Below are 21,280 nucleotides of genomic sequence, written 5' to 3'. Positions count from 1 at the left end.
GTGCCGGGTTTTGTCTGTCCGTCGTACCTCCCACAGGCGCATGGGGCGGCTACTGTCAGGACTGACAGATTCGATCGATGCAGGACGAACGGCTGAGGCTGTCTTATCGAGTCAGACGAAATGGATTATCCAGCTCAGCGAAGCCATTGTTCCGTTCAAATACTGGGCCTCCACCCGGCACTCCTTGCGCCCCGGACCGCTTATGGTAACTGGCGCCGTCGTCCAATGGCCTTCACTGTCCGCGACTCGTTCCACGCCGGCGGGTTGACCATTGACGAAGATGACCAGGGACATGCCGGGTAGTGCAAAACCGCTGAAGTGGGCGGCCCCGGCGGTGGTAGTACCGCCATTGGGTACGTGTTCGCCGTTGCTGTCGATCATGGTCAGGATACTGGGCCGCAGTCGTTGCCAGACCCAGATTGTCTTGATCTGATAGTCGTTGCCATCTCCTGATGCGGTAGCGTTCTTGATTCTGAAATCAACCTCGGCATTCGCCGTCGCTTTCAGCGTACCCGCAAGGTTCGTCCAATTTTGGGTGAGGGGCGTCGGCGGGAACATTTCGCCTTGTGAGGTGTTTGTTTCCAGGTTGAGCGACGGCGTGGCGGGGGTTGGGGTTACGATTCGGCGGGTCCTGATGGCGAATTCATAGTCCGCTCCACCCAGGACCGCGAACGACCGGTGCAAGATGATGCCGTGGCTGTTGTTGGTGTACGTCATGTTTTGCAACAGCCAGCCGTCTGTTGGGTCATTCACGCGCACCAGGTCCTTACTGTCACTCGCAGCAGGACCTTTTGCCCAGTTATCGTAGTCGGTGGCGAATGTCGATTGATGATTCACAGCCTGGTAGACAACCAATGGCCAGGAATTAGACGAAGTTCCCGTTCCTGCGTATCGCGCCGTCAAGGCAATACTGCCCACCCTCAAAGGCGTACTGGTTACACATCGCCAGACGCCGACGGCATCGCTGCGTGTAGTGCCCACCGGCGTGGCCCCTTCGAAAAGGTCCACATTGCTGGACGCGGTTCCTTTCCCGTGCACCACTACCTGTCGATACGGCGTGCTTGAAACCTGAGGAATATCATTGCCATTACCATCCTCCACCCGATCGATCCGCAACTCGACATTCGCGCTTTGCACGGTGAACCGCCAGACGTTTGAGGTCAATCCTTCGCCATACTTGGCCACTGCCGTAAAACTGAGTAACCCGATCGGCAGTCCGGTAGCCGTATAGGTCCAGGTGCCGGTGGGACTGGCAGTGATGTTTCCCAAGGGCGTCTGATCACGGAAAAAATCCATTGCCCCGTTTGGCTGCGCGGTGCCGGTGAAGGTGACGGTGGTATCGGGGGTAATGCCGCCGTTTTCGATGGGGCCGTTGGCACCTGCTGCGCCGCTGATGATCGGTTTAGAGACGGTATCGAGGTGAATATCAATATATTTGATCGGCGACGCGTTGGCGTTCCCCAACTGGTCCGTCACGCTGAACTGCAGCGCCGTATACGGGTTGTTACCGGCCTGTAGGAAAGTCTCGGTAAACAGTGTGCGCGTCACCGGTATCGTATCCGCCGGCACCTCAAACGCAACGTTCACGGTGCCCAGGAAGAAGTTGATGCGGTCATAGTTTCGCTGATTTGTGTAGGTGAAACCGAACTCCACACCCTGCGCTGCCCGCTCGGCGCTGACTCCGTCCGTCATGACGTCCGGCGGGATCACCAGATTCAGCCCTTGGGGCGCAGGCTCACCGGGTGCCCTCAGGTGATACAGCACTGTCAGGTCCCTCGAAGTTTCGCCGTTTTGACTGGGGCGGCTCACCTTGTAATACAACCGATTCACACCATCCAATAACCGCCCATGGGGCACATGCAATTCCATGCGCAGTTGTTCCTCCCCGGGGCCCACGTCCTTGCCATCCAGGGGGAACGGATCGTCATTGAGGTACAAATCGGCTCGATCATCCACTGCCATCGTCCAGGAACGTCGCTGCAGCTCGGTCCATGGATCGATCAGACATCTCAGGCCACGCGGTTGATCGTCGTAAAGACTCTTGGGGATGCCACCTGCCGCGATGCCGGCCGGTTGTACGGACGGCACCCAACCCAAAATGATCACGGGGTGTAAATCGAACAGTTCGTCCAGCGTGGAGGATTGGATGTCCATGTTGTTTACCTGATAAGGGGGCGCGCGGGCTTCCAGCGGCAGGAATATCAGACATCGGGTTGGAAGGGCTGGCTACTGTCAGGGTTGACAGGTGCGGGAAGGGATTGGACGAACGGTTGGGCTGGCGAGGAGGAGCGAATAGAAAGGGTGTTTCAGGATCTATGCAGGGTCTTCTGCCTGAGGATATAGATCGTCACCAGCACCGCACTGGTGAGCATGAACCCCCGGGCCCACGGCAGGGGCACGAGGTAGCAGGAAAAGAGGATGCTCGCCCACATCAGCCCGATGGCGTAGACCTTACCCTTGAGCGGGATGCCGTTGCCACTGAGGTAGTCGCGGATCCACGGGCCGAGGCGGGGATGTTCGACCAGCCATTGGTAGAAGCGCGGCGAGCTGCGGGCGAAACAGGCCGCCGCCAGGAGCAGGAAAGGGGTGGTGGGCAGTACGGGAACGAAGATGCCGATGACCCCCAGCGCTACGCTCAGCCAGCCGATGGCCAACAGAACGTAACGCAGGATCAGCGGGCGATTGCCGACTGGCGAGGGCACCCGGTCACTCAGTGGTGGCGAGGCTTGAGGATCGCCGGTTTCTCGTCCGGTGCGTTGCACAGCAGGTACAGGGCGGTGAGGGCTTCGGGGATCTGGACGATCATGTCGTCCATCAGGTTGGCGTCGGCGGCGATGTCGGAAAACTCCGGTTGCTCGTCGAACAGGCCCGAACCGACCATGATCGGCAGCAGCATTTCGCTGACTTCCTCTTCGGCGGTTTCGAACCAGGCGGCTTCGCGCAGGAACACGCCTTCCATGAAACCGATGCACCAGCCACGCAATTCCGAATCGTCCGGGTCATCGCCCAGGTCCAGGTCGCACGGCAGTTCGAATTCTTCGTCGGAAGCCAGTTGGCGGGCGATGTGGGCCTTGAGGCCGACCAGCGTGGCTTCGATTTCGGCACGCTGGGCTTCGTCGCTGTAATGCGGCTCTTCGGCGAACAGGGCGTCGATCCACTCACGGTCCGGCACCGTTTCTGCGCAGATGGACAGGGCGGTCAGATAGCCGTGAGCGGCCACGTAGTCCAGCGCCTCTTCGTGCAGCTCATCGGCGTCGAGGAAGACTTGCAGGCGGGTCAGTTGCTCAGCGAAGGACATTACGGGCTACCTTGGGGAATAAACAATGCGGGAATTCTAGGCCTTCTTGAGCCCTCAGGCCAGCCGCGTGGCGTATTTGCCTCTTTGTTGGCCGGGCATGACTCAATGTCAGGGCGATCTGTGGCGAGGGAGCTTGCTCCCGCTGGGGCGCGCAGCGGCCCTGTTTTTGGGGGCGGCTTCGCCACCCAGCGGGAGCAAGCTCCCTCGCCACAGGTTCGGACCTTGCCCAGCACTCGCCGCTAGCGCCTCTTGTCAGCAGCCCCCTTTGCAACGAAGGCCTCGGGTATACTGCCGCGTTTTGTGATGCCCTGCGGCGTCCCGCCGGTTCGAAACGCACACTTACGATTTGCCGGTGCAGCGTTTGTGATTCTGAACCAGCCTTGCAGGGATGTTTCGGTGATTTTTGGAGTTTCTATGCTCGAACAGGCTCAACGCGTCCTCAAGGACATCTTCGGCTACGACAGTTTCCGTGGCCGCCAGGGTGCCATTATTGAGCGCGTGGCCAACGGTGGCGATGCCCTGGTGCTCATGCCCACCGGCGGCGGCAAATCCTTGTGCTTCCAGGTCCCGGCGCTGTTGCGCAATGGCCTGGCCGTGGTGGTCTCGCCGCTGATCGCATTGATGGACGACCAGGTCGCGACCCTCGAAGAGCTGGGGGTTGCCGCTGCTTCGCTGAACTCCACCCTCAGCGCCGAGCAGCAGCGGGACCTGGCGACGCGCATCAAGCGCGGCGAAGTGAAGATGTTGTACCTGGCCCCGGAACGCCTGGTGCAGCCGCGCATGCTGGCGTTCCTGCAGAGCCTGGAAATTGCTCTGTTCGCCATCGACGAAGCCCACTGTGTGTCCCAATGGGGCCACGATTTCCGTCGCGAATACCTGCAACTGGGGCAGTTGGCGGAACTGTTCCCCGACGTGCCGCGTATCGCCCTGACCGCCACCGCCGACAAGCGCACCCGCGAGGAAATCGTCGAGCGCCTGCATTTGCAGGATGCCGAGCGGTTCCTGTCCAGTTTCGACCGTCCGAATATTTTCTACCGCATCGTGCCCAAGGAGCAGCCGCGCAAGCAGTTGCTGGCGTTCCTCGCCGAACGCCGCAGCGATGCCGGCATCGTCTATTGCCTGTCGCGCAAGAAGGTCGATGAAGTGGCGGCGTTCCTGTGTGAGCAGGGGTTCCCGGCGTTGCCCTATCATGCCGGCCTGCCCAACGACCTGCGGGCCTATCACCAGAAGCGCTTCCTCAACGAGGAAGGCCTGATCATGGTGGCCACCATTGCCTTCGGCATGGGCATCGACAAGCCCAACGTGCGCTTTGTCGCGCACCTGGACCTGCCCAAGTCCCTCGAGGCGTACTACCAGGAAACCGGGCGTGCCGGCCGTGATGGCTTGCCGGCCGATGCCTGGATGGCCTACGGCCTGCAAGACGTGGTGATGCTCAAGCAGATGCTGCAGAACTCCGAAGGCGACGAGCGCCACAAGCGTCTGGAGCAGCACAAGCTCGACGCGATGCTCTCGCTGTGCGAAGAAACCCGCTGCCGTCGCCAGACCTTGCTGGCCTATTTTGACGAAGACATGCCCCAGCCTTGCGGGCATTGCGACAACTGCGTCGATGGGGTGGAAACCTGGGACGCCACCGAACCGGCCCGCCAGGCCTTGTCGGCCATCTTCCGCACCGGCCAGCGCTATGGTGTCGGGCACTTGGTGGACGTGTTGCTGGGCAAGGACAACGAGAAGGTCCGCAACTTCGGCCACCAGCATCTTTCAGTGTTCGGCGTGGGCAAGGCGCGCACCGAAAGTGAGTGGCGGTCATTATTCCGACAACTGGTGGCCCGCGGCCTGGCCGACATCGACCTGGAAGGCTACGGCGGCCTGCGCCTGAGTGCGACTTGCCGGCCGTTGCTCAAAGGTGAAGTCACCCTCGAACTGCGCCGCGATCTCAAGCCGGCAACCGCGGTCAAGAGCAGCAAGAGCCAGGCCAGCCAACTGGTGCGTGGCGAAGAACGCGATCAATGGGAAGCCTTGCGGGCCTTGCGGCGCAAGCTGGCCGAGGAGCACGGCGTGCCGCCATACGTCATCTTCCCCGACTCGACCCTGCTGGAAATGCTCCGCAGCCAGCCCACCTCCCTGGCGGAAATGGCCCGGGTCAGCGGCGTGGGGGCGCGCAAGCTGGAGCGTTACGGCGAAGCCTTCCTCCAGGTCCTGGGCGGCGAAGCCGAAGCACCGAAAGCGGTGGCCGATGTGCGCCATGAACTCATCACGCTGGCCCGGGCCGGCATGACGCCATTGCAGATCGCCGGGCAACTGCAGTGCTCGGAAAAGAACGTCTACACGATGCTGGCCGAGGCCATCGGCAAACAGCAGTTATCCCTGGAACAGGCGCTGGATCTACCCGAAGAACTGATGGGAGAGGTGCAGGATGCCTTCCTGGATGGCGAAGGCGAGTTACCACCGGTGTCTGAAATTGCCGCACTGTTTGTCGGACGGGTTCCCGAAGGCGTGCTGTATTGCGTCAGGGCTGCGTTGCAGTCGGAATTTGAAGTCTGATCAGTGAGTTGCGTTCCTTTAACGATTCAGTACAAGGCGAGCCTTGCTTGAACCCCAAGCTCATGCTTAGCTGACTAATAATTAGTTTTTCTCTATTTCAGATCTGATGAGTTTTTTATGCCGTTAACCGATCAACACCGTTTTGGCATGCAGTTGGCGCAGATGTCTCGAGGCTGGCGTGCCGAACTGGATCGTCGCCTGGCCGGGCTGGGCCTGTCCCAGGCGCGCTGGCTGGTGCTGTTGCACCTGGCCCGTTTCGAACAGGCGCCGACCCAGCGTGAACTGGCCCAGAGCGTCGCCGTCGAAGGCCCGACCCTGGCCCGGTTGCTCGACAGCCTGGAAACCCAGGGGCTGGTGCAGCGCCAGGCCGTGGCCGAGGACCGCCGGGCCAAGAAGATCGTGCTCTGCGCACCAGCCCTACCGTTGATCGAACAAATCGAAACCATTGCAACGCAGCTGCGTCGTGAGCTGTTCGAAGGGGTCGACGAAGCAGACATGCGCGTGTGCATGCGGGTCCACGGGACGATCTTGGCCAACCTGGAAAAATCCTGAGGCATATCCCTGGCGCCAGACTTTTGAGATTCGGCGATTAGCGAACTATAACCAGTACTAAGTGATCGTATTGGATGCGTTTACGCTCAGTCTGGCAGTCGAAAGGGATACCCATGCTTGAAAGTTTGCAGTCCACGTTGCGCAGTTGGGTCAACGTGTCGGTCGTCGTGGGTGCCCTGGGATATTCGGCCTTGGCGTCGGCGCTGGGACTTGGCGAGATCACGCTTCATTCCGCCCTGAACCAGCCGTTGCGCGCTGATATCGCCCTGGTCGATGTGGCCGGGATCGGTGAGGGCGATCTGTCGGCCAGCCTGGCGAGCCCGGACGATTTCAGTCGTGCGGGCGTGGAGCGGATGTTCTTTCTCAATAACCTGCGCTTCACGCCGGTTCTGCGCGGGGAGCGCAGCTTCATTCGGGTGACCTCCAGCAAACCGGTGGAAGAACCCTTTCTCAATTTCCTGGTGCAGCTCAATCAGCCCAACGGGCGCCTGCTGCGCGAATACACCGTGCTGATCGACCCGCCGGGCACGCCGGGTATCGTGCCGGTCCGTGAAGAACCTTCCGAGGCCCCGCAGTCCATCAAGCCGCCCCCGGCGGTACAGGGCAAGCGCTACACCGTGGTGGCGGGAGACAATCCCTGGCTCATCGCCAAGCGCCTGCATGACGCCGGCAGCAACGCGTCGGTCAATGAGTTGATGCAAGGCATCCAGGCCTTGAACCCCGGCAGCGACCGGCTTTCCATCGGCCAGCGCTTGTTGTTGCCCGATTCGGCCGTGTTGCCGACGTCTACTGCAACCCCGGCCGGCCAGGCCCCCGCCGCACCCGATGAGCAAATGGCCGCCAGCGTGCTGCAAAACCAGCAACAACAGAAGACGATCGAGCAACTGCAGGCCCGGCTCCAGGCCCAGGACGAGGAAATCGCTGGCCAGCGCCAGCAGATCAGCGAATTGCAGGCCCGGCTGGCCGAAGCTACACCCGCTTCCGTTGCGTCGGCGCAGCCGCAAGCGCAACCGCAACCGGCGCCTCCTGCAGCGCAACCGGCGCCGGACGCGCAACCCGCTACAGAGCCGGTAGCAGAACCAGAGGGCAACAATTGGACATGGGTGGCGGGGCTGGTGGGCCTGTTGGGGTTGCTGGCGCTGTTACTGTTCGTTCGGCGTCGACAGCAGCAGGCCGAGTTGGAGCCGATGACCGGGCGTCCCGAGCCGATGCTGGAGGAGGGCGACGAAACCTTTGCGTCAATCCCCGATGCGGAGCCGTCCGAGACCGCGGCATCGTTCAACAACGGGGATACGCCCCTGGGTGATGTGCTGGAGGGCGTCGGGATCTACCTGACCTACGGCCGTTTCACCGAGGCCGCAGGGTTGTTGCGCGCCGCGTTGCTGGCGGAGCCGGAACGCACCGACCTGGGCCTCAAATTGCTGGAGGTACTGGGCAAGCAGGGCGATGTCATTGGTTTCCAGGCCCAAGAACATCATCTACAGGCACAGGGTATCGATGCCGGGACGTTGGAGGAGATCCGCGGGCGCTACCCCAAGGTTGCCCTGATCGCCGCGCCGACGGTGGCGTCGATGCAACCTCTGGTACCGGTTCTTGCGCCTGCACCTGTTACGACACCTGCTCCTGAACCTGAGCCGGTGCCTGGTGACGAGTTCGAGTTGGACCTGGATGCGCTGTCCATGGAAACCAGCTGGGACCTCGCCGATGCCCAGGACAACACGGTTGATAAGGAGGCTGTTTCACCTCCTTGCGCCGAGAGCTTTTCGCTTTCAGGGTTCGACGAACCGGAGCTGCAATGGGAAGCTCCACTGGAAACCGAGTCGTTGGACGATGCTTTCCTCGATAGCTTTGCCGACGAAGAACAGTCGCTGGAACTCGAGCCGCTGGCCCTTGAACCCCAGGCCCCGGAACATTCGGTCAAGCTGGAACAGGCACAGAACTGCATCGACGATGGCGACCTGAAGACTGCCGTCTCTCTGCTTGAAGAACTGCTCGAAGAGGGCGACGAACCCCTCAAGCAGACTGCCCGGGTGCTGCTGGCAGGGATTCGCTAAGTGCCTTCGAGGTTGTAGCGGCTGGCCTCATCGCGAGCAAGCTCGCTCCCACAGGTTTTGCGGTGCACATGGATTTTGTGTCTGCCAAAGATCCAATGTGGGAGCGAGCTTGCTCGCGATAGCGGTCTGTCAGGCCATCAAACTAGCCCAGGCAAACACCCAACCCTTCAAAACGTCTGCCCCAGGTTCAGGTACACCGCCTGTTCATCATCGTCGTTAAAGCCATAGCTGAAATTCAGTGGCCCCAGCGGTGTATCGAAACCGAGGAAAATGCTGGCGGCGTTGATGTAGCCGCTGTCGAATTCGTTGTCATTGTTCCAGGCCCGACCACGTTCCAATGAGCCGCCGATGTACAGCGGGAAGTCCAGTGGCAGGTAGGCCCGCGGTGTGAGGCGGCGGTAATACACGGCGCGCATCAGGCTGATGTTCTGCCCGGATACCCCGTCTTCGCGAAAGCCTGACAGTTGCCGCGCGCCACCGAGCACAAAGCTGGACGTCACGACCTCGGCAGTGTCCAGTGTTCGGCCGTAGCGCCCGCCCAGGATGAAGGTGTCCGGACCGCTGCTCAGGGCCTTGTCCAGTTTGAACTCCCACTGGCGGTAACGCTGGTCGGAACCCAGGCCCGGTTCGTATTGGCGCCAGGTCAGGCCGATGTCTTCTCCTTCGTGGGGGAAATACACGTTGTCGAAGGAATCAAAGGAGTACTTCAGCTCATAGAAACCTTCATTGAAGTTTTCGCTGGGCTGGTCATGGTCGCCAATGCGCACATCCGCCTTGCCCCAGGCCTGGCCGACGCCGAAGCGGATTTCGCCGTTGTTGCCGATCTGGCGGCCCACGTTCAGCCCGAAGCCATAGCGCTCGACGCGATACTGGGCCACCGGATCGTTGTCCAGGATAGCCTCCACGTTGCGCGATTCGAACTGCCCGTAGGGAGCGATGAAGTAGCGTGAGCCGACATCCAATGGCTGGTAGAACTCGCTGTACAGTTCCTGCTTGTCGCCGATCTGCGCCCGGGTCAGCCATTCGGCGCCCAGGCGATTGATGCCGTTGACCCGATAGCTGGCCCCCAGGTTGAAAGCACTGTCGCCGCGCATGTCGTCCGACAGGCTCAGCCCCAGCCGCAGGTAGTCGGTGCCGGTGCGTCTTCCCCGGGCGCTGATCACCAGCGTGTGATCCGGGCCCTTGCGGACCACGCGGTATTGCACCTGTTCGAAGTAATCCAGGCCGTACAGCGTGCCCATGTCGGTCTGCAGGCGGCCCAGGTCCAGCGGCTCGCCGATCTTCTGGCGAACGTAATAGCGGATCACCTCATCGCCGACTTTCGAGTCGTTCTCCACACGAATGGCGGTGATGACCGGTGTGCGCTCGCTGGGGGTGCGCGCGGCCATGAGCTCGGCGTCGGGCGCCTCGGATGGGCGTAGAGGCGCCAGGCGTGCCTCGAGTATCCGCGTGGCACGGTAACCGGCATCGATCATGTCCTGGGCCCGGCCGAAATCGGTGGAGCCGAAGCTTGCCAGCGCCGGCTGGATCAGCACGTCGTCTTTCTTCAGCGTTGCCAGTTGCTCTTCAGAGTTGCGCCGGGTCATCAGCGTGGTCGATTGGTTCAGCACGTCGACCACCGTGACCAGTTGCTTGCGATTGCGCAGCGGCGTACCGATGTCGACCACGATGGCGATGTCCACGCCCATTTCCCGGGCCACGTCCAGCGGGATGTTGTCGGACATGCCGCCGTCCACCAGCAGCCGGCCGTCCAGTTCCACCGGGGCGAATACCGCCGGGATCGACATGCTGGCGCGAATGACCTTGGGCAGGTGGCCTTTGCGAAACACGACTTTTTCGCCCGTGGCGATGTCGGTGGCGACTGCGCGAAACGGGATCGGCAGTTTGTCGAAGTCCCGTGTATCGCTGGCATGGGCCAGCAGGCTTTCGAGCAGCAGGGCCAGGTTTTGGCCCTGGATGACCCCCAAGGGCAGGCCGAGGCTGCCATCGTCACGAAAGCTCAGTTTCTGTTTGACCAGGAAGTCCCGGTCATCCTGCTTGCGTCGGAATGGCACGTCCTTGCGTGGCGGTGCGTCGGACAAGGCCTGTTGCCAGTCGATGCCCAGGGCGAGTTTTTCCAGTTCGTCGATCTTGTAGCCCGAGGCATACAGCCCGCCGATTACCGCGCCCATGCTGGTGCCGGCGATTGCATCGATCTTGATGCCTTGCTCTTCCAGGGCCTTGAGCACGCCGATGTGGGCCAGTCCCCGCGCCGCGCCACCAGACAGCACCAGGCCGATTTTCGGGCGTGGCGCTTCGCCAGCCTGGACGAAAAGGGGCAGTAGCAGCAGGAGCAAGAGGGGAAGCAGGCGGCGCATGGTCAATCTCGGGGCGGGCGATCAAAGGCGGGTATTATAGCGACGCCTTCGAACCCAGGAGTCCACCCACAATGACCGAACACAAACCGGAAGTCGTCATCACCTATTGCACCCAGTGCCAATGGCTGCTGCGCGCCGCCTGGCTGGCCCAGGAACTGCTCAGCACCTTCGGCGACGACTTGAGCAAAGTGTCCCTGGTGCCGGGCACTGGCGGCGTGTTCCATATCAGTTGCGCCGGCACGCAGATCTGGGAGCGCAAGGCCGATGGTGGTTTTCCCGAAGCCAAGGTGCTCAAGCAGCGGGTCCGCGATCGGATCGACCCGGAGCGGGACCTGGGCCACAACGATCGGGTTCAGTGAGACGCGGCTTGGGCGCCGACCCCCGGTTTCTTCGAACCGCCCAGTTGGCTTGAGATCACGATGGCCGCGATGATCACCACGCCGCCCAGCAGCATGCGCAGGGTCGGGCTCTCATCGAACAGCCACCAGGCCATGGCGATGCCGTAGACCGGCTCCATGGCGAACACCACCGCTGCCGTACGGGCCTTGATCACCGCCAGGCTGGCGACGAACAAGCTGTGGGCCAGGCCGGTGCAGAACACGCCGAGCAAGCCGATCCACAACCAGTCGATGGGGCGAACGTCGCTCAATTGTGGCGCGGCCATCGGCAGCAGGCACAACCCGACCACCACGTTCTGGCACAGCGCGGCCTGCACCGGCGGGACGTGCGCCGAACCGGCGCGGTTGGTCAATGACAGCAGGGAAAAGAGCAACCCCGAGAACATGGCCCACAGCAGGCCAGTGGTGGCGCCGCTGGCCAGGTCGAAGTTCGGCGTGACCAACACCAGGCCGACGCTCACCAACACCACCAACCCGATTTCATTGGCGCGAATCCGTTCGCGGAAAATCAATCCTTCAAGCAATACCGTGAAGGCCGGGAAACTGGCGAACCCCAGCGTGGCGACCGCCACGCCGGCCACCTTCACGGCGATGAAGAAACTTACCCAATGCCCAGCCAGTAACAGCCCTCCGAGGAGCAAGCGCCGGCCATCCTGGGCCCGCAGTTTCTGCCAGCGGCTGTTGCTGGCGAACCGGGCAAACATCGCCAGGGCGAGCACGGCGAAAACGGCGCGACCGAACACAATGACCGCCGGCGAGGCTGCGGCGAGTTTGCCGAATACACCGGTCAGGCCAAACATGAGTGCGCCAATGTGCAGGGCGCCGAGGGCGGTACGGGGTGTCATTTCAATCCTTTCAACAGACAGTGGGGCAACTGGCGAGTGTCTTCTGTGGGAGCGAGCTTGCTCCGGGCGGCGATCCGACGAAAGCGGTGGTTCAGGCAATGCAGATATTGACTGACAGATAGCAATCGCGAGCAAGCTCGCTCCCACAAGATCGTCCCCTAGTATTTAAGCGTGGGTGAGGCGGCAGTGTCTGTCGCGATCCTAGCGATTTTTAGCGCGAATCTAGCGCTGACGCCGCAGCTTGCCCGGCGAGACGCCGAATTCGCGCAGCACCGCCGCGGCGAAGGCACTTTGCGAGCTGTAGCCGACGCGGTGGGCGATCTCACCGATGGGCAACGGCGAATCCCGCAACAACGCTACGGCCTTGTGCAAGCGGCGGCTGCGGATGTAATCCATCGGGGTTTGCCCGCACTCGGCGACGAAGCGCGCGTGCAGGCGGGCGCTGGAGAGGCCGGCCACTCGCGCCAGGTCCGCCACCAGCAGCGGATAGGCGGCGTGCTGGTCGATGTGGGCGTTGAGTGCGGCGTAGGGCAGGCGCCGGCCGCCGAGGGTTTGCTGGCGAGCGCTATTGAGACTCGCCAGCAGCAGCACCGCGCCTTGCTGGGCGATCACCGGATCGTCCACCGGGCTCCCCGCCAACCAGCTGACCAACTGGCTTTGCCCCGTATCCAGGGGCAGGCGAGCGGTGTCGTCGAGCAAACGACGGCTGGCGTCGGCGTGATCCCCCAGGCATTGCCCGACCCAGTCATCGCTGGGCACATCCAACACCAGGCAACGGCTGCCGTTGGGGCTGCCGCAGGCGTGATGCGCGCCGGCCGGTATCACCACGAAGCTTTGTTGCACCACCTGGCTGCCATGCCCTTCGACCTCGAAATCCAGCGCGCCAGACAACCCGAACACCAATTGGGCGTGGTCATGGCTGTGGACGATCAAGTCGTGGCTGTAGTGGCGTAGCGTGAGGATCGGTCTCATCGCGGTCTCCCGTGTCAGGCCGCCAGCATACACCGGGGGCGCAACGCCAGGCGCTGTCATGCAATGGACTTGTGTTTGTCATGGGCCATTAACCGCTGGCGTGCACAGTGGCAAAAACGATCAGAGGGTTGCCCAATGACCAGCGCCGAGCTCGCCAGACCCAGCCGCAAACAGCGTGTTCGCACCCTGTGGATTTCCGATGTGCACCTGGGCACCCGGGACTGCCAGGCCGAGCATTTGTCGCAGTTCCTCAAGGGTTACCACGCCGACAAGATCTACCTGGTGGGGGACATCATCGACGGCTGGAAACTGCGCGGTGGCATGTATTGGCCCCAGGCCCACACCAACGTCATTCGCCGCTTGCTGACCATGAGCAAGCGCGGCACCGAGGTGATCTACGTCACCGGCAATCATGACGAATTCCTGCGGCGCTATTCGAAGCTGATCCTGGGCAATATCCAGTTGGTGGACGAAGCGGTGCACGTCACTGCCGATGGTCGGCACCTGTTGGTGATCCATGGCGACCAGTTCGATGTCATCACCCGGTACCATCGTTGGCTGGCGTTCCTCGGGGATTCGGCCTACGAGTTCACGCTCACGCTGAACCGCTGGCTCAACCATTGGCGGGCCCGTTACGGCTACGGCTACTGGTCGTTGTCGGCGTACCTCAAGCACAAGGTCAAGACCGCCGTCAGCTTCATCAGCGATTTCGAAGAAGCCATCGCCCACGAGTGTGTGAAGCGCGAACTGCATGGCGTGGTCTGCGGGCATATCCACCATGCCGAGATGCGTATGGTGGGCGAGGTGGAGTACCTCAATTGTGGCGATTGGGTCGAATCCTGCACGGCGCTGATCGAGCACTGGGACGGGTCGATCGAGCTGTATCGGTTGGCGGAGGCCCAGGCGCGGGAGGCACTGGCCAAGACTGAGTTGAAAGTGACTGAGCCGGTGTAGGCCTTCATGACGCCATCGCGGGCAAGCCTTGCTCCCACAAGTACTCACCGCCTATGAGAGCAGGCAACACCTGTGGGAGCAAGGCTTGCCCGCGATGGACCGCGCAGCGGTCCCCAGCAATCTGTCAGCCAGAAGGCTGCCCAGTCATCGCCGCCTTGTAGATCGACTGCTTAGGCGTAGCAAACACCCTTTCCAGCATCGGCTCGAAGAAACTCAACGGCAGCGTGTCGTACTCGGGATCGAACGCGGCCGCGTCATATTTCGCACAAAAATCGACCGTCGCCTGGTACTGCGGATGTTCGAGAAACTGCTCGCGCAGGTGCCGGTCCATGCCCAGGTGATGGAAGAAGTAATAGCCCTGGAAAATCCCGTGTTTTTCCACCATCCACAGGTTTTCGGCGCTGACGAAGGGCTTGAGGATCGCCGCGGCGATGTCCGGGTGGTTATACGAACCCAGGGTGTCGCCGATGTCGTGGAGCAGGGCGCAGATCACATACTCCTCATCCCTCCCATCACGGTAGGCGCGGGTGGCGGTTTGCAGGGAGTGGGTCAGGCGATCCACCGGGAATCCGCCGAAGTCGCCGTCCAGCAGTTTCAAGTGGGCCAGGACCCGGCCCGGCAATTGCCGGGCATAGGCGCTGAAGTCGGCGGCGATGATCGCCCAGTCTTCCTGGGTGCCGTCCCGCATGTGGGTAAAGCGTGCATGAGTGTTCATAGGCAATCCTTTGGCTAGAACGCCACCCTGCCCAGCAGCATGTCGCGGTACATGACGAAATCGCCGAGCAGGCTGTAGAACGGGTGCTGGAAGGTGGCAGGACGGTTCTTTTCGAAAAAGAAATGCCCGACCCAGGCGAAGCCGTAGCCGGCTACGGGCAGGGCGAGCCACAGCCACCCGCTACCCACGACGAGGGCCGTGACGAAAATCAGGATGACCAGGGAGGTTCCGATGAAATGCAGTCGTCGGCAGGCGCTGTTGCTGTGCTCGCCGAGGTAATACGGGTAGAACTCGGCGAAGGTATTGAATCGTTTGGTGTTTTCCACGACTGCAGACTCTGTGGTTATTGTTCTGGTGAGATTTGCATTCATCAACTTGATTGAAGTCTAGAGCCATCATTAGCAACAGCCAGTGACAATCGGCGCCACTTTAGTATCCTTCGCAAATCCAGCCGTACCCTGCGGCTCGTCATGCAAGTAAAACGTCATGAACGAACGAACGACTTCTTCAAGCTGGGCGATGGGGATTGTCAAGGCGTTGGAAATGGACGGTCTGGATTGTCGGGTGCTGTTCAAGCAACTGGGGTTGGACTTTGAGGCGCTGGATGATCCGGATGCACGTTTCCCCCAGGACTCGATGACGCGGCTCTGGCAACGGGCGGTGGAATTGTCCGGTAACCCGGCCATTGGCTTGAACATGGGTAAAGTGGTGCGCCCGGCCTCGTTTCATGTGGCGGGCTACGCCTTGATGTCCAGTCGCACGCTGGCGGAGGGTTTCCAGCGACTGGTGCGATACCAGCGGATCATTGCCGAAAGCGCCGACTTGAGCTTTCGTCGGTTGGAAGAAGGCTATGGGCTGATTCTGACGGTGCACGGCGACCATTTACCCCCCACTCGCCAAAGCGCCGAAGCGTCCCTGGCCTGTGCGTTGGCCCTGTGCAACTGGCTGACCGGGCGTACCTTGCACCCGGTAAAAGTGTTGTTCCAAGGCACCGACCCCCTGGAACTGGCGCCTTATCAGCGTGCCTTCTGCGCGCCGCTGGTGTTCGGTGCGTCTTATGACGCGCTGATTTTTGAACGGGCCGACATGGAAGCGCCGCTGCCGACGGCCAACGAAGCCATGGCGCAGTTGCATGACCGGTTTGCCGGTGAATACCTCGCGCGTTTTTCGGAAAGCCGTGTGACCCACAAGGCGCGACAAGTGTTGTGCCGACTGTTGCCCCAGGGCGAGCCCAAGCGTGACGTGGTGGCGCAGACGCTGCACCTGTCGCAGCGCACCTTGCAGCGGCGCTTGCAGGAAGAGGGCACCAGTTTCCAGAGCTTGCTTGAGGACACCCGGCGCGAACTGGCCGAGCAGTACCTGGCGCAACCGCGCATGACGCTGCTGGAGATCGCCTATCTGCTGGGGTTTGCCGACCCGAGCAATTTTTTCCGGGCCTTCCGCCGCTGGTTCGACACCACGCCTGGCGAATATCGGGCACGGTTGGCGAGCCAGCCTGAAGCGGTCAGTGACGCCAGAACGCCGGGATACACAGCACGAACACGGTGATGATCTCCAGTCGACCCAGCAGCATGCCGGCCGACAGAATCCACTTGGCCGCATCCGGCAGCGGAGCAAAGTTGCCGGCCGGGCCAATGGTCTCGCCCAGCCCCGGGCCGACGCCGGACACGGTGCTGGCCGCACCGGTCAGCGCCGTCATCCACTCCACCCCGAGCAGCGACAGCAGCAGGGCGATCACGCAGATAGTGATGGCGAAGAAGAACGAAAAGGTGAGGATCGAGCGGACGATTTCTTCGTCGAGGCGATGACCGTTGTATTTCTGCTTGATCACCGCACGGGGGTGGATCAGCTGATTAAGGTTGGCCCGCAGCAGGATGTAGGCGACCTGGAAGCGGAAGATCTTGATCCCGCCGGCCGTCGAGCCCGAACAACCGCCGACGAACCCCAGGTAGAAGAACAGCATCAGTGAGAAGTTGCCCCACAGGCTGTAGTCGCCGAGGGCGAAACCGGTGGTGGTGACGATGGATGTCACGTTCAGCGCCACGTGCCGCAGCGCCTCCAGCCAATGCAGGTCGGTGGTCACCCAATACCAGGTGCCGAGCACCAGCCAGGTCACCAGCAATACCGCGATGAGCCCTTGGACCTGCTGGTCCTTGATCAGCGCCCGTCGATTACCTCGCAGCGTCGAGACATAGAGGGCAAACGGCAGGCTGCCGAGGATCATGATGACAATGATGACCCAGTGCACGGCCGGCTGGGTCCATTTGGCCAGGGACTGGTCCGAGGTGGAAAAACCACCGGTGGAGATCGCCGACATCGCATGGTTGATGGCATCGAACAGGCTCATCCCGGCCCACCAGAGCGCCAGGGTGCCGAGAATGGTGATGCCCACGTAGGACGCCACGATCAGCCGCGCCACCATGTGGGAACGGGGCATGACTTTTTCCGAGCGGTCCGACGATTCGGTCTGGAACAGCCGCATGCCACCGATGCGCAGCAAGGGCAGGATCGCCACCGCCATGCCGATGAAGCCGATACCGCCGAGCCAGTGCAGCAGCGACCGCCACATCAGGATGCCCGGGGACATGCTGTCCAGGCCACTCAGGACGGTGGCGCCGGTGGCGGTGATGCCCGACATGCTTTCGAAAAACGAGTCGGTGTAGCTGATCTTCTGGGTCAGCAAGAACGGCAGCGCGGCAAAGATACACACCACCAGCCAACTGCTGACGGTCAACAGGTACATGTCGCGCGGGCGCAGGTGGATGTGTTCCGGGCGCCCGGGAAGTACCAGGGCCAGGCCGGCGAGGAAGGTGATCATGCTCGACCAGAGGAACGACGGCAGGTCGCCGGTGCGCTCGAAGACCATCAGGGTGGCCATGGGCACGACCATGAAGATCGCCAGGGTGATCAGGAAGATGCCGATGATGAAACCAATGATCCGCAGGGTCGGCAACGCCATGAAATCCGCTCTGGCTAAAAAGGAAGGGCGCCATTCTACCCGTGACAAGCGTCCTGTAAACCGGCACCCGGCGCCGAGTGGGCGCCTGGTCGTGGAATTTGCGCTAACGAACTCGCCGCACAGCCACTAGAATAGCCGGACATTTTTTCAGGAGGTGGCCGATGCAGGCTCTCGACGCTTTGCTCAACCGTGTTTCCGTCCCGCGCCTGGTGGACCCGGCCCCCACGCCGGAACAGCGCGAACTCATGTTCGCCGCGGCCATGCGGGCACCGGATCACGGCCAGTTGCGGCCATGGCGCTTTCTGACGGTCGAAGGGCAGGCGCGGCATCGCATGGGCGAACTGCTGGCCGAAGCAGCGCGCTTCAATGACCCGCTGGTATCGGAAGCCGTCGTGGAAAAGGCCCTCAACGGCCCATTGCGCGCGCCCCTGGTCGTGGTGGTGATTGCCCGTCTGCAGGACCATTTCAAAATTCCCAAGTCCGAGCAGCTGCTGGCGGCCGGCTGCGCGGCCCATGGCATCTTGTTGGCCGCGTATGCCCAAGGGGTGGGTGGCGTGTGGCGCACTGGCGAACTGGCGTACTCGCCGCATGTGGCCAGGGGGCTTGGCCTTGAAGAGGGAGAGGAGGTGATCGGTTTCCTCTACCTGGGCACGCCGCAGAAAGAAGCGCGTACGGCGCCGCAAGAGGATGTCGGGCAGTTTGTCCGCGAGTGGACGGGCGCGTAGGAGCTGTTACAGAGCGAAGCGAGGCTGCGATTTTTTTCCTGCCACTTGAATCTCAAGCGAAAGATCAAAAGATCGCAGCCTCGCTTCGCTCGACAGCTCCTACAGGCCGAGCGGGAGCAAGCTCCCTTGCCACAAAATCAACGGCCGACGGTGGCGTTATCTACACGCATCAGCAATAGCCTCGGCCAGCAGGTCCAGGCGCGTGGCGTCGATGCCGGCCACGTTGGCCCGGCCGGTGCCGACCATATAGACACTGTGGCGCTCGCGCAGGTGCTTGACCTGTTCTGGCGTCAGGCCGGTATAGGAAAACATCCCGCGTTGCACGCCTATATGGGCGAAGCGCTCGCGCAGGCCATGGGGTTCGAGGGCCTCCAGTAAACCGCTGCGCAATTGCGCGATGCGCAGGCGCATGGCCTGGACTTCATCGGCCCACAGGCTCTTGAGTTCCGGGTTGCCAAGGATGGTCGCCACCACGGCCGCACCATGGTCCGGCGGTGTCGACCATAGGTTGCGGGCGATGTTTGCCAGTTGGCTGCGAATGTCCACCAGCTTCTCGGCATCCCGGGCACAGACAATCAGCGCACCGGTGCGGTCGCGATACAGGCCGAAGTTCTTCGAACAGGAACTGGTGACCAGCACTTCCGGCAACGCATCGGTAAACAACCGGACTGCCCAGGCGTCCTGCTCCAACCCATCGCCAAAGCCCTGGTAAGCGAAGTCGATCAGCGGCAGCAGGTCGCGGCTGCGCACCACCTCCAGCACCTGGTGCCATTGCTCATGGGACAGGTCGAACCCGGTGGGGTTGTGGCAACAGGCGTGCAGCAGCACCACATCACCTTTGGGCGCCTGGTTCAGGGCCGCCAGCATTGCTTCGAAATCCAGGCGGTTATCGGCGCCCACGTAAGGGTAGTGAGTGACTTTGACCCCGGCTGCGGCGAAGATGGTTTCGTGGATCGGCCAGGTCGGGTTGCTCAGCCACACGCCACGGCCCGGCAGGCACTGGGCGATGAAGTCGGCACTCAGGCGCAGCGCACCGGTACCGCCCGGTGTCTGGGTGGCTCCGGCACGTTTTGCGCGGATCAGCGGTGAGTCGGCGCCCAGCACCAGCTCGTTGATCAACTGGCCGAACGCGGCGTCGCCATGGCCGCCGATGTAGGTCTTGGTGGTCTGGCGATCCACCAGCCGTTGTTCAGCCTGTTTCACTGACTGAAGAATCGGCGTCAGGCCCTGGGCGTCCTTGTAGACACCCACGCCCAGGTCGAACTTGCTCGGGTTGGCGTCCGCCGCGTAGGCCTCCATCAAACCGAGGATCGGGTCACCGGGTACCCGGCCGATGGCGTCGAAATGCATTACTTGCGGCCCTCGGCGGTCTTGGCCACGTCATCGGTGCGGGCGGCCATGATGAAGTCGTTGCGGTGCAGGCCCTTGATGGAGTGGCTCCACCAGGTCACGGTGACTTTGCCCCATTCGGTGAGCAGGCCTGGGTGGTGGCCTTCGGCCTCGGAGATCTCGCCGACGGCGTTGGTGAACGCCAGGGCGTGCTTGAAATTCTTGAACAGGAAAACTTTCTCCAGTTGCATCACGCCGTCGCGTACTTCGATGTTCCAGTCGGGGATCTGCTTGATCAGCACCGGCAGTTCTTCGTCGCTGACTTGTGGGGCATCGGCGCGGCAGGCTTCGCAATGGGCTTGGTTCAGAGTGTTCATGGTCTATTCCTGGATCGAATATTTGAAAACGTCGATGCACCCACGCTAAAGCAAAGCCGCGTCGTGCAACAGACTCAATTGAGATTAAAAGACGCGGTTCACGCAGCCTTTGGAGGGAATTTCGGGGCGTGCAAGCCCAGTTCCCGACCGCGCTTGACCATGCCCATGATGTCTTCGTGGGCCAGGTCGAACAGGCGCTTGAGCTCGGGCAGCACGAAATACACCGGCTGCAGGATGTCGATGCGATACGGCGTGCGCATGGCCTCCAGGGGATCGAAGGCCTGGTGCTCGGGCTCGTCGGACAGGCAGTACACGGTTTCCTTGGGCGAAGACAGGATGCCACCGCCGTAGATGCGCCGGCCCTGCGGGGTCTGCACCAGGCCGAACTCGATGGTCATCCAGTACAGGCGCGCCAGGTAGACACGTTCTTCCTTGGACGCCTGTAGGCCGAGTTTGCCGTAGGTGTGGGTGAATTCCGCAAACCAGGGGTTGGTCAGCAATGGGCAGTGGCCGAAGATCTCGTGGAAAATGTCCGGCTCTTGCAGGTAATCCAGCTCTTCGCGCGTACGAATAAAGGTCGCCACCGGAAACTGCTTGCTGGCGAGCAATTCGAAGAAGGTCTGGAAAGGAATCAGCGCCGGCACCCGGGCGACTTGCCAGCCCGTGGTCTCGCCCAGCACCTTGTTGATTTCGTCCAGTTGCGGGATACGGTCGTGGGGCAGGCCAAGCTTGTCGATGCCGTCCAGGTATTCCTGGCACGCACGGCCTTCGATGACTTTCAGCTGGCGGGTGATCAGCGTGTTCCACACCGCATGTTCTTCAGCGGTGTAGTGGATAAAACCTTGCGCATCGGGCTCGCGGGCCACGTACTGCGTCTGCTTCATGCTGCTCTCCTGCTGATTTCCCTCGGGGGGAAGATGTGTTTGTTGTTATGTCCAGCGATGCAATAGAGATACCGCGAAGCAGCGACATGTGCAGCACGCTGGCAAAGGCGGGGCAGGTGAAAGAAAGGTATATTCGTAAAGTTTTCGTTACGAATTGAGTGGGGTTGCGATGTTATCGGGATTTAGCGGTGGGATTCGGCCTACAGCTGTCACATAATCTTGACGACTATTTGCGCTGCCACGCAGAAAAGCCTTTGTGGCGAGGGAGCTTGCTCCCGCTGGGCTGCGCAGCGGCCCCAAAAACAGGGCCGCTTCGCGCC

General features: G+C 61.8%; 19 protein-coding genes. 7 read left to right on the top strand and 12 right to left on the bottom strand.

The window, feature by feature from the left end; all coding sequences use genetic code 11:
* Nucleotides 1-111: 111 nt before the first annotated feature.
* From LQ215_RS19250 to LQ215_RS19240, 3 genes are all read right to left on the bottom strand, one after another.
* Nucleotides 112-2,154, bottom strand: coding sequence for a hypothetical protein (locus tag LQ215_RS19250; protein ID WP_230152103.1), 2,043 nt, complete (start codon nucleotides 2,152-2,154; stop codon nucleotides 112-114).
* Nucleotides 2,155-2,306: 152 nt separating this feature from the next.
* Nucleotides 2,307-2,702 (bottom strand): YbaN family protein, encoded by a 396-nt coding sequence (locus tag LQ215_RS19245; protein ID WP_230152102.1) that lies wholly within the window; start codon nucleotides 2,700-2,702, stop codon nucleotides 2,307-2,309.
* Between the two features lie 8 nt (nucleotides 2,703-2,710).
* On the bottom strand, nucleotides 2,711-3,298 hold the full coding sequence (locus tag LQ215_RS19240) for a YecA family protein (RefSeq protein WP_003198997.1): 588 nt from the start codon (nucleotides 3,296-3,298) through the stop codon (nucleotides 2,711-2,713).
* A gap of 414 nt (nucleotides 3,299-3,712) precedes the next feature.
* Here LQ215_RS19240 and recQ point away from each other — a divergent pair, with 414 nt between their 5' ends.
* The 3 genes from recQ to LQ215_RS19225 all read left to right on the top strand — a co-directional run bounded on the left by recQ (nucleotide 3,713) and on the right by LQ215_RS19225 (nucleotide 8,445).
* A complete protein-coding gene (gene recQ / locus LQ215_RS19235) occupies nucleotides 3,713-5,839 on the top strand; it encodes a DNA helicase RecQ (protein WP_230152101.1) in 2,127 nt (708 codons plus the stop codon).
* A 117-nt stretch (nucleotides 5,840-5,956) separates the two neighbouring features.
* A complete protein-coding gene (locus LQ215_RS19230) occupies nucleotides 5,957-6,391 on the top strand; it encodes a MarR family transcriptional regulator (RefSeq protein WP_003199001.1) in 435 nt (144 codons plus the stop codon).
* A gap of 113 nt (nucleotides 6,392-6,504) precedes the next feature.
* Nucleotides 6,505-8,445, top strand: coding sequence for a FimV/HubP family polar landmark protein (locus tag LQ215_RS19225; protein ID WP_230152100.1), 1,941 nt, complete (start codon nucleotides 6,505-6,507; stop codon nucleotides 8,443-8,445).
* A 167-nt stretch (nucleotides 8,446-8,612) separates the two neighbouring features.
* Here LQ215_RS19225 and LQ215_RS19220 read toward each other — a convergent pair whose 3' ends face one another.
* Nucleotides 8,613-10,802 carry a patatin-like phospholipase family protein gene (locus tag LQ215_RS19220; protein ID WP_230152099.1) on the bottom strand — a complete coding sequence of 730 codons (2,190 nt, stop codon included), beginning with the start codon at nucleotides 10,800-10,802 and terminating at the stop codon, nucleotides 8,613-8,615.
* Nucleotides 10,803-10,873: 71 nt separating this feature from the next.
* Here LQ215_RS19220 and LQ215_RS19215 point away from each other — a divergent pair, with 71 nt between their 5' ends.
* A complete protein-coding gene (locus tag LQ215_RS19215) occupies nucleotides 10,874-11,161 on the top strand; it encodes a SelT/SelW/SelH family protein (RefSeq protein WP_230152098.1) in 288 nt (95 codons plus the stop codon).
* Here LQ215_RS19215 and LQ215_RS19210 read toward each other — a convergent pair.
* Together LQ215_RS19210 and LQ215_RS19205 are read right to left on the bottom strand one after the other, a co-directional pair.
* Nucleotides 11,155-12,045 (bottom strand): DMT family transporter, encoded by an 891-nt coding sequence (locus LQ215_RS19210; RefSeq protein WP_230152097.1) that lies wholly within the window; start codon nucleotides 12,043-12,045, stop codon nucleotides 11,155-11,157. The two genes, LQ215_RS19215 and LQ215_RS19210, sit on opposite strands and share 7 nt — an antisense overlap.
* Before the next feature lie 222 nt (nucleotides 12,046-12,267).
* Entirely contained in the window at nucleotides 12,268-13,017 is a 750-nt protein-coding gene (locus tag LQ215_RS19205; RefSeq protein ID WP_230152096.1) for a helix-turn-helix transcriptional regulator, read from the bottom strand.
* 135 nt (nucleotides 13,018-13,152) lie between these two features.
* Between LQ215_RS19205 and LQ215_RS19200 the strand changes: the two genes are divergently transcribed.
* Nucleotides 13,153-13,971 carry a UDP-2,3-diacylglucosamine diphosphatase gene (locus LQ215_RS19200; protein ID WP_003199013.1) on the top strand — a complete coding sequence of 273 codons (819 nt, stop codon included), beginning with the start codon at nucleotides 13,153-13,155 and terminating at the stop codon, nucleotides 13,969-13,971.
* Between the two features lie 124 nt (nucleotides 13,972-14,095).
* Here LQ215_RS19200 and LQ215_RS19195 read toward each other — a convergent pair whose 3' ends face one another.
* On the bottom strand, nucleotides 14,096-14,686 hold the full coding sequence (locus LQ215_RS19195) for an HD domain-containing protein (protein WP_230152095.1): 591 nt from the start codon (nucleotides 14,684-14,686) through the stop codon (nucleotides 14,096-14,098).
* Nucleotides 14,687-14,700: 14 nt separating this feature from the next.
* Nucleotides 14,701-15,012: a DUF962 domain-containing protein gene (locus tag LQ215_RS19190; RefSeq protein ID WP_230152094.1), complete on the bottom strand. Its 312-nt coding sequence runs from the start codon at nucleotides 15,010-15,012 to the stop codon at nucleotides 14,701-14,703.
* A 160-nt stretch (nucleotides 15,013-15,172) separates the two neighbouring features.
* Between LQ215_RS19190 and LQ215_RS19185 the strand changes: the two genes are divergently transcribed.
* Nucleotides 15,173-16,234 carry an AraC family transcriptional regulator gene (locus LQ215_RS19185; RefSeq protein WP_230152092.1) on the top strand — a complete coding sequence of 354 codons (1,062 nt, stop codon included), beginning with the start codon at nucleotides 15,173-15,175 and terminating at the stop codon, nucleotides 16,232-16,234.
* Here LQ215_RS19185 and LQ215_RS19180 read toward each other — a convergent pair.
* On the bottom strand, nucleotides 16,191-17,645 hold the full coding sequence (locus tag LQ215_RS19180) for a TrkH family potassium uptake protein (RefSeq protein WP_230152091.1): 1,455 nt from the start codon (nucleotides 17,643-17,645) through the stop codon (nucleotides 16,191-16,193). The genes LQ215_RS19185 and LQ215_RS19180 overlap by 44 nt on opposite strands.
* A 161-nt stretch (nucleotides 17,646-17,806) precedes the next feature.
* Between LQ215_RS19180 and LQ215_RS19175 the strand changes: the two genes are divergently transcribed.
* On the top strand, nucleotides 17,807-18,370 hold the full coding sequence (locus LQ215_RS19175; RefSeq protein WP_230152090.1) for an NAD(P)H nitroreductase: 564 nt from the start codon (nucleotides 17,807-17,809) through the stop codon (nucleotides 18,368-18,370).
* 156 nt (nucleotides 18,371-18,526) lie between these two features.
* Here LQ215_RS19175 and LQ215_RS19170 read toward each other — a convergent pair whose 3' ends face one another.
* The 3 genes from LQ215_RS19170 to phhA all read right to left on the bottom strand — a co-directional run bounded on the left by LQ215_RS19170 (nucleotide 18,527) and on the right by phhA (nucleotide 20,960).
* Nucleotides 18,527-19,720 carry an amino acid aminotransferase gene (locus LQ215_RS19170; protein WP_230152089.1) on the bottom strand — a complete coding sequence of 398 codons (1,194 nt, stop codon included), beginning with the start codon at nucleotides 19,718-19,720 and terminating at the stop codon, nucleotides 18,527-18,529.
* A complete protein-coding gene (locus LQ215_RS19165; protein ID WP_003184087.1) occupies nucleotides 19,720-20,076 on the bottom strand; it encodes a 4a-hydroxytetrahydrobiopterin dehydratase in 357 nt (118 codons plus the stop codon). The genes LQ215_RS19170 and LQ215_RS19165 overlap by 1 nt, the downstream gene beginning before the upstream one ends.
* A gap of 98 nt (nucleotides 20,077-20,174) precedes the next feature.
* Complete coding sequence (phhA, locus tag LQ215_RS19160; protein ID WP_053120239.1) at nucleotides 20,175-20,960, bottom strand: phenylalanine 4-monooxygenase; 786 nt, start codon at nucleotides 20,958-20,960, stop codon at nucleotides 20,175-20,177.
* Between the last annotated feature and the right edge of the window lie 320 nt (nucleotides 20,961-21,280).

The sequence above is a fragment of the Pseudomonas brassicacearum genome, assembly GCF_918698105.1.
GTDB classification, from domain to species: Bacteria; Pseudomonadota; Gammaproteobacteria; order Pseudomonadales; family Pseudomonadaceae; genus Aquipseudomonas; species Aquipseudomonas brassicacearum_F.
Note: the sequence above shows the minus strand (reverse complement) of the source record. Positions and strands in the feature narration are given on the sequence as shown.

Coding starts and splice junctions, on each gene's coding strand:
- LQ215_RS19165 (WP_003184087.1), bottom strand. CDS start 20,076: ATGAACACTCTGAACCAAGCCCATTGCGAAGCCTGCCGCGCCGATGCC.
- recQ (WP_230152101.1), top strand. CDS start 3,713: ATGCTCGAACAGGCTCAACGCGTCCTCAAGGACATCTTCGGCTACGAC.
- LQ215_RS19240 (WP_003198997.1), bottom strand. CDS start 3,298: ATGTCCTTCGCTGAGCAACTGACCCGCCTGCAAGTCTTCCTCGACGCC.
- LQ215_RS19195 (WP_230152095.1), bottom strand. CDS start 14,686: ATGAACACTCATGCACGCTTTACCCACATGCGGGACGGCACCCAGGAA.
- LQ215_RS19215 (WP_230152098.1), top strand. CDS start 10,874: ATGACCGAACACAAACCGGAAGTCGTCATCACCTATTGCACCCAGTGC.
- LQ215_RS19170 (WP_230152089.1), bottom strand. CDS start 19,720: ATGCATTTCGACGCCATCGGCCGGGTACCCGGTGACCCGATCCTCGGT.
- phhA (WP_053120239.1), bottom strand. CDS start 20,960: ATGAAGCAGACGCAGTACGTGGCCCGCGAGCCCGATGCGCAAGGTTTT.
- LQ215_RS19205 (WP_230152096.1), bottom strand. CDS start 13,017: ATGAGACCGATCCTCACGCTACGCCACTACAGCCACGACTTGATCGTC.
- LQ215_RS19175 (WP_230152090.1), top strand. CDS start 17,807: ATGCAGGCTCTCGACGCTTTGCTCAACCGTGTTTCCGTCCCGCGCCTG.
- LQ215_RS19210 (WP_230152097.1), bottom strand. CDS start 12,045: ATGACACCCCGTACCGCCCTCGGCGCCCTGCACATTGGCGCACTCATG.
- LQ215_RS19220 (WP_230152099.1), bottom strand. CDS start 10,802: ATGCGCCGCCTGCTTCCCCTCTTGCTCCTGCTGCTACTGCCCCTTTTC.
- LQ215_RS19200 (WP_003199013.1), top strand. CDS start 13,153: ATGACCAGCGCCGAGCTCGCCAGACCCAGCCGCAAACAGCGTGTTCGC.
- LQ215_RS19180 (WP_230152091.1), bottom strand. CDS start 17,645: ATGGCGTTGCCGACCCTGCGGATCATTGGTTTCATCATCGGCATCTTC.
- LQ215_RS19250 (WP_230152103.1), bottom strand. CDS start 2,154: ATGGACATCCAATCCTCCACGCTGGACGAACTGTTCGATTTACACCCC.
- LQ215_RS19230 (WP_003199001.1), top strand. CDS start 5,957: ATGCCGTTAACCGATCAACACCGTTTTGGCATGCAGTTGGCGCAGATG.
- LQ215_RS19225 (WP_230152100.1), top strand. CDS start 6,505: ATGCTTGAAAGTTTGCAGTCCACGTTGCGCAGTTGGGTCAACGTGTCG.
- LQ215_RS19185 (WP_230152092.1), top strand. CDS start 15,173: ATGAACGAACGAACGACTTCTTCAAGCTGGGCGATGGGGATTGTCAAG.